Origin of the sequence: Micromonospora sp. NPDC049359, from assembly GCF_044466585.1 — a bacterium.
Lineage (GTDB): Bacteria > Actinomycetota > Actinomycetes > Mycobacteriales > Micromonosporaceae > Micromonospora.
The window spans coordinates 554,371-569,179 of the sequence record NZ_JBITMW010000003.1; the positions used below are offsets into that span (position 1 = coordinate 554,371).

Genomic DNA, 14,809 nt, shown 5'->3' on the forward strand with positions numbered 1-14,809 from the left:
CTTCGGCAACCAGGACGTGATCTATCAGCATTGACATCTCGCTTCTCGTCCGATGTACTTCAACGTACAGGGAAATCATCAGGCGGGGAATGGCCGCTACAGTTCACCGAACGGATGCGCGTGGGGGGTGCCGTGGGGATGCGCCGCGACCGTCGCTCAGCCGCCAGGGCAGGTGCCACCGACATCGCGGTGGTAGGCGTCGGTTGCCGGTTCCCCGGCGGAGTGGACGACCTCGACTCGCTGTGGCGCGTCCTGGACGAGGGGCGTGACGTCACCGGCCCCGTCCCGGCCGGGCGACCCGGCGCCGCCTCGCTCGACACGGTCGGCACCGGCGGGTTCCTGCCCGACATCGACCTGTTCGACGCCGAGTTCTTCGGCGTCTCACCCCACGAGGCGCGCGAGATGGACCCGCAGCAGCGGCTCCTGCTGACGCTCGCCTGGCGTGCCATGGAGCACAGCGGTGTGCCGCTGTCAGCCTGGGCGGGCAGCAACACCGGGGTCTACTTCGGCATCCTGGCGATGGACTACGCCGTCCTGCACGCCCGCACCCTCGGCGTCGACCACGTGGGGGCGCACTACGCCAGCGGCAAGGAGTTCAGCTTCGGGTCAGGCCGGGTGGCGTACACGTTCGGTCTGAACGGGCCGTGCATGACCCTGACCGCCGCCTGCGCGTCGTCGCTGCTGGCGGTGCACCTCGCCGCGCGTGCCCTGGCGGCGGGCGACTGCGACACCGCGCTGGCCGGTGGGGTCAACCTGATGGTCGGTCCGGAGCTGACCCTCTACATGCGACGTATCCAGGCGCTGTCACCGCAGGGGCTCTGCCGCCCGTTCGACGCGGACGCCGACGGCGTGGTGCGCGGCGAGGGCGGCGCGGTCGTCGTCCTCAAGAGGTACGCGGACGCCGTCGCCGACGGCGACCAGATCTGGGGCGTGATCAAGGGAAGCGCGACGAACCACGACGGCCGCAGCGCCGGCCTGACCGCGCCCAACGCCCTGGCCCAGGAGCAGTTGCTGCGCAACGCGCTCCGCGACGCCGACGTGTCGCCCGCCGACATCGAGTACGTCGAGGCGCACAGCACCGGCACGCCGCTGGGTGACCCGATCGAGCTCAGCGCGTTGGCAGCGGTCTTCGGTCCCGAACGTGCGCCGGAGCGCCCGCTGCTCGTCGGCTCGCACAAGGCCAACTTCGGCCACCTCGACTCCGCCGCCGGCATCCTCGGCCTGCTCAAGGGCCTGCTGGTCGCGCGTACCGGGGTGGTGCCGCCGCAGATCAAGCTGGCGCAGCCGACGCCACGGTTCGGCTGGTCCGGTTCCGGGTTGGCGGTCCCCACCACCCGCACGGTGTTGCCCCACGCACCCCACCGCCTCACCGGCGTCAGCGCGTTCGGTCTGTCCGGCAGCAACGTGCACGTCGTGCTCGCCGCGCCCCCAAAGGAGCGCGCCGCGCAGCCGCCGGCGCCCGTGTCGTGGCCGGTGCTGGTGCTGTCCGGCCCCTCCGGGTCGGCGCTGGCCGACCAGGTCACCCGGCACGCGGCACTGCTCGACGACCCCGCGACGGCGGAGCCGGACCAGCTCGGCGACCTGTTGTTCAGCATCGGTGCCCGGCGTAGCCACCACACGCACCGGCTCGCTCTGACCGGCGGGAGCGCCGCCGACCTGCGCGGCGCGTTGGCCGGTCACCAGGCCGGCGAGAGGTCCGCCAACGCGGTCAGCGGCGAACTGCTGCACGACGGTCCGGCGTACGTGGTGCAGGTGTTCTCCGGCCAGGGCTCGCAGTACCCCGGCATGGGTCTCGACCTCTACCGCGCCGACCCGACGATGCGCGCCACGCTCGACGAATGCGACGCGTTGACCCGGCGGATCGCCGGATGGTCGCTGCTGGAGGAGCTGGGTCGCCGCACCGGCAGCCGGTTGTCCGAGACCCGGTTCGCCCAACCGGCGATCTTCGCGATCCAGATCGGGCTCTCCCGGCTCTGGGCCCGGTGGGGTGTTCCGCCGGACTCGGTCGTCGGCCACAGCATGGGGGAGGTCGCCGCGGCCTGCGCGGCCGGCGCGCTGCCGCTGGAAGACGCGCTGCGGGTCATCGTGCTGCGGGGAGAGCTGTTGCAGCCGGCGTCCGGCAGCGGACGGATGGCCGCCATCGCGCTCTCCGCCGACGAGGTCACCGCCACCATCGGCCGGTACGCCGAGGTGGTGATCGCCGCGGTCAACGGGCCTCGCTCGGTCGTGGTCGCCGGCCCGACGGTCGCCGTGGACCGGCTGCTGGCCGACCTGACCGCCGCCGGGGTGCGGTGCGTGCCGCTGGCCGGCGACTACGCGTTCCACAGTCCGGCGGTCGCGGCGTACGGCGACGAGTTGGAGCGCCGGCTCGACGGCCTGACACCGGCCGAGCCGCGTGTGCCGATGCTGTCCAGCGTCGACCCGAGCGGCGTCGTACCGGAGTTCGGGCCGGCCTACTGGGGCCGCAACGTGCGCGAGCCCGTGCTGTTCTGGCCGGCGATCGACCGGCTGCTGTCCCGGCGGCCGGCGGTCTTCGTGGAGCTGGGTCCGCATCCGGTCCTGACCGGGCCGCTGGCGGCGTCACTCGTGGCCCGCTCCCGTCGTGGCGCGGCGATCGGCAGCCTGGCGCGGGGCCGACCGCCGGTGGAGACCCTGACCCGAGCCCTCGCCGAGGCGTACACCGCCGGTGTCGCGGTGGACTGGGCAGCGGTGTACGGCGAGGGTCGGCGGTACCGGCCGCTGCCGCCGGTCCGGCTCTCCGAGGAGCGGTACTGGCTGCCGACCCCCGAGTCCGTCGCCCTGCCCGCACCGCAGGCGGTGGGGACGGATCCCGTCGGCTCCGCGCACGGCGTCGCCGGCGTGGCGCTGGGCGAGCTGCGGGCCGAGGTGCGCCTCATCGCGCCGGACGGCACCGTCGTGCAGACGTTGGCCGGTGTCGGTGTGCCGACGACCGCCGCGCCCAACGGTGCCGGTGGCCGGGGTGGCGAGGGTGTCGGCGAGCGACGCGGCACCGGTGCGGCCGCCAACGGCGCCGGTGTCGGCGGTACGACCGTCAACGGTGTCGCCGGCGGGGGCGGTGTCGGCGGCGCGACGGCCAACGGCGCGACGGCCAACGGCGCGACTGCCAACGGCGCGACTGCCGGCGGTACGGATGCCGCGGGCGCGGGTGTCGGCGGTGGCGGGAGCGGCATCGGCGGCCGTGACGGCACCAACGGGGCCGGCGCCCGCGCTCGCACCCCGGTGGAGCGGGAGCGGATCGCCGCCCTGGTCAACGATGCCGTCGCCGAGGCCCTCGGCTACGAGCCCGGCCGCCGTCTGGCGCGCGGGCGCGGCTTCTTTGAGCTGGGCATGGACTCGCTAGCCCTGGTCGCGCTCGTCAGCCGGCTCGAACGCGAGCTGGGCGCTGTCCTCGGGGCTGCCGTCGGCATCGAGCACCCGACCATCGACGCTCTCACCGACCACCTTGTCGCCGAGGCACTCCCGGCCGGGCCGCCGCCTCCCGCCGAGTCAACAGAGCCGGCGCGCCCGGTTGAGCCGCCCCGCCAGGCTGCGTCACCGCCGATCGCCGCGGCGGCGGCTGTTCCGGTCGCGTCGGTCGTACGCGGGCCGGCCGAGCCGGTGGCCATCGTGGGCATCGGTTGCCGGCTGCCGCGGGCCGACGGTCCCGAGCAGTTCTGGCGGCTGCTGTCCGACGGGGTCGACGCCACCGGCGACGTGCCGGCGGACCGGTGGGACGCCGAGGCGCTGCTCGGCGCCGGTCCCGGCGCCCCCGGCACCGTGGTCACCCGCCGTGGTGGTTTCCTGGACCGGGTCGACCTGTTCGACAACGCGTTCTTCCGGATCTCGGCCCGGGAGGCCCGGGCCATGGACCCGCAGCAGCGCCTCTTCCTGGAGGTGGCCTGGGAAGCGCTCGAGGACGCCGGGGTCACGCGGGAGCACCGGCGATCCGCCCGGGTCGGCGTTTTCGTCGGCATGAACACCACCGACTACCAGCAACTGCTCACCCGGCGGGCCCGGGACGTCGACCTCTACTACGGCACGGGCAACTCCTTCAGCGGCACGGCCGGCCGGTTGTCGTACTTCCTGGACGTTCGCGGCCCCAGTCTGGCGATCGACACGGCCTGCTCGTCGTCGCTGGTCGCGGTGCACCTGGCCGTGCAGAGCCTGCGCGCCGGGGAGGCCGACGTCGCGCTCGCCGGCGGGGTGAACGTGATGGTGAGGCCCACCGTGCACCTGGCGATGTCGGCCGCGGGCGCGCTGTCGCCCGACGGTCGCTGCAAGACCTTCGACGCCAGCGCCGATGGCTACGGGCGCGGTGAGGGTGCCGGGGTGGTGGTGCTCAAGACACTCGCGCAGGCCGAGCGCGACGGCGACCGGGTCTACGCCGTGATCCGTGGCAGCGCGGTCAACCACAACGGCGCGAGCGGCGGCCTGACCGTGCCCGGCGGCGAGGCGCAGGAGGAGCTGATCCGCACGGCGCTCGCCGCCGGTGGTGTCGCCGCGTCGGACGTGGACTACCTGGAGGCGCACGGCACCGGCACGGTACTCGGGGACGCCGTGGAGCTGCGGGCGATCGCGCGTGCGCTCGGCGGCGGGCGGCAGCCGGACCGGCCGCTGCTGGTCGGGTCCGTCAAGACCAACATCGGCCACCTGGAGGCGGCCGCTGGTATCGCCGGGCTGATCAAGACCGCGCTGGCGCTGCGACACGGCGAGCTGCCCGCGCACCTGCACGTCACCCGTCCCACCTCCCAGGTGGACTGGGCGCGGCTGCCGGTCCGGATCACCACGTCCACGACGGCGTGGCCGGCCACCGGCGGGCGACCCCGGGTCGCCGGGGTGAGCGCGTTCGGATTCACCGGGACCAACGCCCACGTGGTGCTCAGCGGGCCGGCCACCCCGGCGTCGCCGAACGGGCACCGGACACCGGGCGTCGCCGCGTCCGCCAGGGCCGGCGCGATCATTTCCGGCCGGGCTCACCTCCTGGTTCTGTCGGCCGCCGGGGACGGCGCCCTGGCCGCCGCCCGGGAGAGCTTCGCGGACGTGCTGTCCGCGCAGGGCGGCGCGGACATCGCCGACATCTGCCACGCAGCGGCGACCCGGCGCGCTCACCTGGAGCACCGGCTGGCGGTGGTCGGTCGCGGGATCGCCGACCTCGCCGCCGGGCTGTCCGGTGGCGACGGCGCGCACCAGGGCGCGGTGTCCGACGAGTCCGAGCGCCTGGTCCTCGTGTACGGGGACCGCGCGTCGGTCGACTGGCGTGCCCTCGATCGCGACGAGCCCGCCTTCCGGGCCACGTTGGACGCGCTCGACGACAGCGGCGCGCTGCGTACGGCGCTTACCGCCGGCGACGCGGATCGGGGCGAGCCGGCCGCCGTGCTGGCCGTACAACTCGCGCTCACCGCCGTCTGGGAGGCATACGGGGTACGGCCCGACGCGGTCGTCGGACGTGGCGTCGGTGAGTTGGCAGCGGCGTGCGCGGCGGGTGCGCTCGACCGGGCGCGGGCGATCGGCGCGGCGCTCGACGGCACGACCGTCACCGTGGCGGCACCCACCGACACCTCCTCGACGCCCGTGCTGTGGCTGGCCTCGGCGGGCGGTCCGGTGTCCGGTCCGCACCCGGTGTCCGCCCGGTCACCGGCGTCGGGCTGGGACGCGCTGGCCGCGTCGCTCGCGGCGGCGGGGGAGCGGGTGTGGCTCGCGGTCGACGGCGGGTCGGACGCCGCGGCTGTCGCCGCGGGTGGGGAGGCGAGCCTCCTGGCGGTCGGTGCGGACCTGGGCCGTCCGGAGGGATTCCTCGACGTCATCGCCCAGCTCCACGTGGTCGGTGTCGGCATCCACTGGGAGAGGCTGTTCGGCCGCCGCCCGTACCGGGCGGTGCTGCCGCGCTACCCGTGGCAGCGACGCCGGCACTGGGCGGATACGTCGGACCCGGCGACCGGTTCGGCGGCCGTCGCCCAGCGGTCGGGCTCCGTGACCACGACGCCGGCTGTCCCGACCACTCCGGCGCTCACCGGCACCACCCTGCCCGACGATGTCCGGGACCGCTGCGCCGCGCGTACGTTCACCGTCCGGTGGCGTCGCGTCCTGCCGCCCGCCCCGGAGGCGGCGGCCGGGCGGTGGCTCGTCGTCCCGCTCACGGGCGCGTCCGTTGAGGCGGGTCAGCGGGTGGTCGATGGTCTGCGGCTCGCCGGCGTCGAGGTGACCTGGCGGCCACCGTCCGTCGGCGCGGGCCCCGACGACGACCGGGGCGGTAGGCCGACCGCCGGCGTGGGGGAGGGCGACCTGCCGCCGTGGGCCGATGTTCCGCCGGACCACGGGATCGTGCTGGTCGCGGCGGCCGCACCCGGCAGTGTGCCGGTCGAGGTCCTGGTAGCGGGTGTCGTGCGGGCAGCCCGTCAGCTTCGCGCCGGACTCGACGTGCCGTCCGGGCGGTTGCGCGTCGTCACCGCCGGGGCGTACCAGCCGACCGGTGCCGGCGAGGCGGACCCGGCGCAGGCGGCGGTGTGGGCGGCCGGGCGGGTGCTCGCCATGGAGGCCGCGCCCGGGTGGGGCGGTCTGGTCGACGTCGACCCGCGCCTGCTCGGCACCGCGCCACGTCAGGCAGGCGGCGAGCCGGGCCAGGCGGGCGGCGAGCCGGGCCAGCAGGACGTCGGCTGGACTCCCGGCGACGCTGCCGGACTCGCCGGTGCGCTGACGGCCCCGCGTGGGTCCGCTACCGACCCGGCCGAGGACGAGCTGCTCCTGCGCGAAGGAGCCTGGTACGCCGGACGGTTGTCCACGGCGGACCCGCTGCCGACCGCGCTGCCCGAGTTCGACTGTGATCCGGACGCCTGGTACCTGGTGACCGACGCGCTGCACCCGGCCAGCCGACCGTTCGTGGACGTGCTCGTACGCCGTGGCCTGCGTCGGCTGATCGTCGGGGAAGCCACCCCGCCCGACGATGCGCCGTCCCACGCCACCCCGCCCGACGTCACGCCGTCCGACGGTGCGTCCCCGGGGCACGTACGGCTCGCCGAGCTGACAGCGGCCGGCGTGGAGGTGCGACGGATCGACCTCACGGCGGCAGACCGTGGGGCGGACGAACGATCGGCGGCAGACCGCGCGGCGGATCTCGCGGCCGACCTGACGCCGGACGCGTTGGGCGCCCCGCTCGGTGGCGTGCTGCTGGTCGGCAAGCCCGCGCCGGCCGCCCCGCTCGACACCCTCGACGAGGGCGCGGTGTCGTCGGCCGTGCGCTGGGCTGAGGTCGTACACCGGCTGGACCTGGCGACCCGGGACCTCGCGCCGCCGCTGTTCTGCGTGACCGGCGCGGCGGCCGCGGTCTGGGGGGCCACCGGGATGGCCGCGCGGGCCGCCGCCGAGGGCGCGGTCGACGCGGTGACCACGGCGCGGGAGCGGGCCGGTCTACCCGTCCAGGTGGTGCGGTTCATGCCCGTCGACGACCCGGCCGAGCTGTCCCGCCGGGACCGGATGGTGATGGTCGACAGCGGCCTGCGGCCGCTGGCCGGCGCGGAGCTGGGCGAGGCCTTCGAGGTGGCGCTCCGGGCGGGCCTGACCCAGGTCACGGTGGCGGACGTGGACGCGCCCCGGTACGCGCGGGTGTGCCGGGAGCGGGCCGACCGCGCGTTCCTGGCCGAGGTGGGCGTCGAGTCCGTGGCGAGCGACGGCCGATCGCAGGAGGCCGGCAGGTCGGTCGCACCGCTGGCTGCCGTCGTGCTGGCGCTGCCGGCCGAGCAGCGGGCCGAGCGTCTGTTGGAGGCGGTGCTCGACGCGGTGGCCGAGGTGTTGGGCGAGGCGTCCGGGGTGGACGTGCTGGCCCATCAGGGCTTCTTCGACCTCGGCATGGACTCGGTGATGTCGCTGAGCCTGCGCGGCTGGTTGGAACGCGGGCTGGGGGTGGACCTGCCGGCGACGCTCACGTTCGAGTTTCCCAACGCGGCGGCGCTCACCGACCACCTGCTGACGCTGCTCGATCCGGCCGCCGACCCGGCCCGGTCGAGCACGCCGGCCACCACGCCCGCCACCACGGCGACCGGCGTGCCCGACGACGCCGACGACGACCTGGCGGCGATGTCCGAGGACGAGCTGATCGCGCGGCTGTCGGCCGCGCTCGCGGAGGGGGGCTGAGATGTCGACGACCGCTTCGCGTACACCGGACAGCCGCCGGCTCATGGCCGACGCGCTGCGCACCATCGAGGATCTGCGCCGCCGCCTTGCCGACAGTCGGGACGGTTGGTTGGACGAACCGATCGCCATCGTCGGGATGGCCTGCCGGTTCCCCGGCGGCGCGCACTCGCCGGAGGAGTTCTGGACCCTGCTGCGCAACGGGGTGGACACGACCTCGGAGTTCCCGGCGGAGCGCGCCGACGCCGGCGCGTACCACGACCCGGACCCGGAGGCGCCGGGCAAGGCGTACACGATCCGGGGCGCCTTCCTCGACCAGGTCGACCGGTTCGAGCCGGAGGCGTTCGGGATCTCCCCGCGCGAGGCGCTGGGCATGGACCCGCAGCACCGCATCGCGCTGGAGATCTGCTGGGAAGGGCTGGAGCGCGCCGGCTACGCGCCCGACCGGCTCGACGGCTCGCGCACCGGCGTCTACTTCGGACTGAGCACGACCGACTACGTACGCGCCCGGCAGAGCGTCGGCGACATCGACGACGTCGACTTCTACCAGCTCACCGGCGAGCCCAGCTTCCTGGCCGGCCGCATCTCGTACCTGCTCGGACTGCGGGGGCCGAGCAAGGTCGTCGACACCTCCTGCTCGTCGTCGCTGGTCGCGCTGCACGAGGCGTGCCAGGCGCTGCGGCTGCGGGAGTGCGACCTGGCGTTGGCCGGCGGGGTGAACCTGCTGCTGTCCCCGTACGGCTTCGTGATGATGAGCAAGTTCCGCGGGCTCTCCGCCGACGGGCGGTGCAAGACCTTCGACGCGTCGGCGGACGGCTACGCCCGCGGGGAGGGCGCCGGTGTCGTGGTGCTCAAGCGGCTCTCCGCCGCGCTGGCCGACAACGACCCGATCGTCGCGGTCGTCCGCGGCTCGGCGGTCAACCACGACGGTCGCTCCAGCGGCCTCACCGTGCCGAACCCGCTCGCGCAGCAGGACGTGGTCGCCGCGGCCATGAGCCAGGCCGGCGTCGGGCCGGACGGCGTGGACTACGTCGAGGCGCACGGGACGGGCACCTCGCTGGGCGATCCCATCGAGCTGCGTTCGCTGGAAGCCGTCATCGGTCGGCACCGCCGACCCGACGACCCGCTGCTGGTGGGCTCGGTGAAGACGAACATCGGGCACCTGGAGCCGGCCGCCGGCATGGCCGGCCTGTTCAAGGTCGTGCTCGCCATGTCGAACGGCGAGATCCCACCGCACCTGCACCTGAACGAGCCCAACCCGAACCTGGACTGGTCCGCCTTGCACGTGCGGGTGCCCGTGACCTGTACGTCGTGGCCGGATCGGGGCCACCCGCGCACCGGCGGAGTGAGCAGCTTCGGGGCGAGCGGGACGAACGCGCACGTCGTGCTGGCGGCGCCGCCGGCCGGTGCCGCTCGGGCTGGTGCCCAACCGCCGTACGGGTTGTTCCTGGCCTCCGCGCGTACCGAGGAGGCGCTGCGTGAGCTGGCCGACCGGCACGCGCGGTGGCTCCGCGGTCCGCACGCGGTGTCCCTCGGCGACGCCTGCTACACGACGCACGTCGGCCGCGCGGTCCAGACGCACGGCCTCGCGGTCACCGCCGCCGACACCGACGAGCTGGCGGACGTCCTGTCGGCGTACGCGCAGGGCCGCCACCCGCGCGGGCTGACGGTCGCCGCCCTGCCCCGCCGCCGCGATCGCAAGGTCGCCTGGCTGTTCACCGGCCAGGGCGCCCAGTACCCGGGCATGGCCCGCGGGCTGCTGGGGAACGCCGCCTTCCGCGCCGCGTTCGAGGAGGCCGCGGCGCTCTTCGACAGCGAGCTGCCCCGCCGGTTGGCGGACGTGCTGTGGGCCGACGGTCCGACGCCGCTCGACGACACCCGGTACACGCAGCCGGCGCTGTTCGCGGTCGAGTACGCCCTGGCCCAGATGTGGCTCTCCTGGGGCCTGCGACCGTCCGCGGTGGCCGGCCACAGCGTCGGCGAGCTGGTCGCCGCCTGCGTCGCCGGTGTGCTGGACCTGCCCGCCGCCGCGACGCTGGTGGCCGCGCGGGCGCGGTTGATGGCGGAGCTGCCGGCGGGCGGCGCGATGGCCGCCGCGGGCTGCGCGGAGGAGGTCGCCGTCGCGGCGATCGACGGGTACGCGGGCACGGTCGCGGTCGCCGCGGTCAACGGGCCGGGCGACGTCACGATCTCGGGTCACGCCGCGCATCTGGCCACCGTCCTGGAGCGGCTGGCGACCGACGGCGTCCGCACCCGGCGGCTGGCCGTGTCGCACGCGTTCCACTCGCCGCTGATCCGACCCATGCTGGAGCCGTTCCGGTCGGTGCTGGCCGGGCTGTCGTTCCGCCCGCCGCGCATTCCGTTGGCGTCCAACGTCACCGGTCGGCTGTTCGGCGACGACGACCTGGGCCCGGACTACTGGCTGCGGCACGCGGCCGGCGCGGTCCGCTTCCGCGACGGGGTGCGCGCGTTGCACGACGCGGGCATGCGCACCTTCGTGGAGCTCGGGCCCGCGCCCGTGCTGACGGCCCTCGCGGCCCGCTCGCTCGCCGGCGAGCCGGATTGCGCGTTCGTGCCCACCCTGCGGCGGGGCGGTGAGGACCTGCGTGAGGTGCTCGGCGCGGTCGGCAACGTGAGCCTGCGGGGCGCACGTCCGGACTGGCGGGCCTTCCACGAGGGCGAGGACGTGCGCGCGGTACCGCTGCCGACGACACCGTGGCGCGGCGCGCACTACTGGTTCCGCGAGGTCGGGCCGGTCGCCGCGCCGGTCGCGGCCGCCGCCGAGGAGACCGGGGCCGCCGTCGTGGCCGGCGACATCCCGGGCGTCGGCCGCCGCCTGCCCGGACCCGTGCCGGCGTACGAGGTGACGCCCGAGGCGCTGGCCGGTGAGTCGCCGGGTCTCGGCGCGGTGTTGGACGTGGCGGTCCGGGCCGCCACGGACTGCCTCGGTGGCGGGTGGCGGTGCGCCGAGGATCTGAGCGTCCACACGTCGGTCCCGACCGGCGAGCGGGGTCACCTGCGGCTCACGGTCACGGCGCGGGACGACGGCTCGGCCGACTGGGAGCTGGTCGGGGCCACCGCGGCCCGGGAGGCGCTGGCCGCGCCGTGGATCCGCCACGCCAGCGGGGTGCTGCGGCGCCGGTGGCCGGCCGGCCGCCCGTACCCCGACGGGGACAACGACGTCGAGACCGCGCCGGAGGTCCCGGTGCCGGACGGCGCGGGCTGGCCCGAGGTGCTCGACGCCGCGCGGGTCGCGGTCACGGTGGCGGGCGGGGCGGAGTCGGAGAACGGGTCGACGCTGGCCGGCTGCGGCGCGCTCGGTGGCACGGCCGCGACGTCGAGTGACGTCCTGCCCCCGGGCGGCGTACGGGCGGTGCGGGTCCGCGTCGGGTCCGTGCGGGCGGTCGGCGACGTGCTGACCGGGGCCGTCGACCTGCTCGACGCCGGGGGCGTCCCGATCGGGTACGCGCAGGACGTGACAGTCGCGTCGGTGCCCGCGCCGGCCCGTTGGGAGGTCCCGGCCGACCTGCTCTACGAGCAGACCTGGGTGCCCCTGCCCGGGCCGTCCCCGCAGCCGCCGGCCGACCTGGCCGGACAGAGCTACCTGCTGGTGGCCGACCCGACGGGTCCGGATGCCGCGTTGGTGACCGGGCTGGCCGCGCTGCTGCGGGAGCGCGACGCCGCCGTCACGGTGGCGGCGCCGCCGGTGGTGGGCCAGGGGTCGGACTGCCGTCCGGACCCGGACGCCGTCCGGGAGTTGGTCGCCACCTGGTCCGCCGGCCCGGGTCGTCCCCGGCTCGCGGTGGTCCTGACCGGGCTCGACGCGCCGGGGTCCAAGGACTGCGACGCCGCGAGCCTTCAGGAGTACGCCGGGCGCGCGGACCTGACGACCCTCGCCCTCCTGCGCGCGATGCTCGACGACCCGGCGTGCGCCGACGCCCGGCTCAGCCTCGTCACCCGCGCCGCTCTGCGGGTGAGCACGGCGACCGCCGTCCCGGACGCGGCCGCCCCGGTCGCCGGCACGTTGTGGGGCCTGGGCCGGGTGCTGGCGCTGGAGCACCCGGACCGGTGGGGAGGGGCGATCGACCTGGACCCGCGGCGCCGACCCGGCGAGGACCTGATGCTGCTGGCCGCGCTGACCACGGGTGGGTTGGTCCCCGGCGACCCGTCCGGCGTCGGCCCGGCCGACGCACAGGACGGCTACGACGACCAGCAGGCGCTGCGCGCGGACCGTCGGTACGCGCTGCGCCTGACCCCCGCGCCCCCACTGCCAGCCGAGGCGCTGCGCCGTCGGCCGCCGGTCCACGGCGAGGCCACGTACCTGATCACTGGGGCGTTCGGCGGGATCGGCCTGACCGTCGCGGAATGGCTGGCCCGCGCCGGCGCCGGCCGCCTGGTGCTGCTCGCCCGCACCGCGTTGCCCGAGCGGGACGGTTGGGCCGACGCGACCGGGGAGGCCGCGCGGCGGATCGACGCGGTGCGGCGGCTGGAGCGGCTGGGGACCACCGTCGACGTGGTCGCCGCCGACGTGGTCGACGAGGCGGCGATGACCGCCGTGTTCGCCGCGCTGGAGAACGGCGCCCAGCCGCTGCGCGGTGTCGTCCACGCGGCCGGCGTGTCGGAGCCCGAGTTCGCCCGTACGGCCACCGACGCCGCGTACCGGCGGGTGTGGCGACCGAAGGTGATCGGCGGCTGGCTGCTGCACCAGCTCACGCGCGGCGCGAAGCTGGATTTCTTCATCGGCTTCTCGTCGATCGCCGCGACCTGGGGCTCGCAGCACCTGGCCAGCTACGCGGCCGGCAACGCGTTCCTCGACGCGCTGGCGGGGCACCGCGAGGCCGCCGGCCTGCCGGCCCTGTCCGTCGCGTGGGGCCCGTGGGACCTGCCGTCCGCTCTCTTCGGCGACGAGGTGATGGCGTTCCTGAAGGCCACCGGCTTGCGGCCGTTGCCGGCCGAGCAGAGCATCCGGATCCTGACGGCGCTCGCGGCCGGCGACGCCACGCAGCGGGTGGTGTGCGCGGTGGACTGGTCGGTGTTCAAGCCGGTCATGCAGGCCCGCACGGAGCGGCCGATGCTGCGCGGCATCACCGCCGACGAACCGGCCGCGGACGATGTCGCGGAGGCGCCGCTGCTGGCCGGCCTGCGCGCCGAGGGCGACCCGCGCCGGGTGCGGGCGACGCTCGGCGCGTACGCGGTCGAGTTGGCGACGGACGTCCTGGGCGCCGGTTCGGGGGCGCTCGACGAGGAGAGCGACGTGCTGGCCAGCGGCATGGACTCGCTCATGGTCATGGACGCCGTCCGGCGTTGCCGGCGGGATCTCGGCCTCACCGTGCGCGCCGGTGACCTGCTCACCCTCGCCACCCCGGCACAGTGGGCCGACCTGTTCGCCGGGCTGCTGGCCGACCGGTCCGGCGACGGGTCCGCTGACGACGCCGTGCCGCCCGCCGGTGACCAGGGCGGCGGAGACCTGGCGGATGACCCGGCCAGTGACCCGGCGTGGATCGCCGGCGAGGTGACCCTCGCGCCGGACATCCGGGTGGTCGGTGATCCGCCGGCCCGGGTGCGCGATCCCCGGCACGTTCTGCTGACCGGCGCGACCGGCTTCGTGGGCGGCTACCTGCTGCACACCCTGCTCGAATCGACCACGGCCCGGGTGTGGTGCCTGGTGCGGTGCGCCGACGAGGGGGCCGGCCTGCGGCGGCTGCTGGACAACATGGAGCGCTACCTCCCCCTGCCGGCCACCGCCGTCGATCGGATCACGGTGCTGCCCGGTGACCTGGCCCGACCCGGGTTGGGCCTGTCCGCCGAGCGGTTCGACGAACTCGCCGACCTGCTGGACGGCATCTACCACTGCGGCGCCCGGGTGCATTTCGGCTACAACTACCAGCAGCTCCGACCGGACAACATCACGGGCACCGAGGAGGTGCTGCGGTTGGCCGCGCGTGGGCGGCCGACCGCGGTCCACCACGTCTCGACGTACGGCATCTGGGGCCTACCGGCCCCCGGCCGCGACGTCGTCGGCGAGGACGACGACATCGCCTCGGCCGGTCGACTGGTGACCGGATACGTGCAGACCAAGTGGGCCGCGGAGCGGCTGGTCGAGCTGGCCCGCGCGCGCGGCGTGCCGGCCGACATCTACCGGCCGGGTCGGGTGCTGGGCGACTCCCGCACCGGCGCGAGCCTGACCACCCACTTCACCACCCGGGTCATGAAGGGCTGCGTGCAGCTCGGGTTGGCGCCGGACATCGACATCAAGGTGGAGATGACGCCCGTCGACTACGTGGCGAGCGCGCTGGTGCACATCTCCCGGTACGGCCCGGCCCTGGGTGGCACGTACCACCTGGTGAGCCCGTACAAGGCACTCTTCGCGGACGTGGTGCGCGCGCTGCGTCGGCACGGCTTCGCGGTCGAGGTCGTACCCGTCGAGGAGTGGTGGCAGGCGCTCAAGGCGACCTACGCCGTGGGCACGAACGAACTGCACCCGGTCATGCCGGTGGTCCAGGAGTTCGTGGTCGGCGGCGAGGAGGCCGTCCACTACGGCGTCGACAACACCGAGGAACAACTGCGGGGCACCGACGTCCGGTGCCCGCCGTTGGACGACGACCTACTCGACATCTACCTGCGCTGGATGGTGCGGACCGGCTACCTGCCCGCTCCCACAGCGGCTGATGAAGGAGCTTGAACG

Annotated in this window: 2 protein-coding genes; both read left to right on the forward strand. The window is 75.4% G+C overall.

Going from position 1 to position 14,809, the window contains the following annotated elements; all coding sequences use genetic code 11:
* Positions 1-138 precede the first annotated feature (138 nt).
* Positions 139-8,127 carry a beta-ketoacyl synthase N-terminal-like domain-containing protein gene (locus tag ACIBTX_RS11050; protein WP_357169058.1) on the forward strand — a complete coding sequence of 2,663 codons (7,989 nt, stop codon included), beginning with the start codon at positions 139-141 and terminating at the stop codon, positions 8,125-8,127.
* A gap of 1 nt (position 8,128) precedes the next feature.
* The gene (locus ACIBTX_RS11055) at positions 8,129-14,806 is read left to right on the forward strand and encodes a thioester reductase domain-containing protein (RefSeq protein ID WP_357169061.1); all 6,678 of its coding nucleotides are present in this window, start codon (positions 8,129-8,131) and stop codon (positions 14,804-14,806) included.
* Positions 14,807-14,809 lie beyond the last annotated feature (3 nt).

Excerpts from the sequence above, each read along its gene's own strand:
- ACIBTX_RS11050 (WP_357169058.1), top strand. The coding sequence starts at position 139 with ATGCGCCGCGACCGTCGCTCAGCCGCCAGGGCAGGTGCCACCGACATC.
- ACIBTX_RS11055 (WP_357169061.1), top strand. The coding sequence starts at position 8,129 with ATGTCGACGACCGCTTCGCGTACACCGGACAGCCGCCGGCTCATGGCC.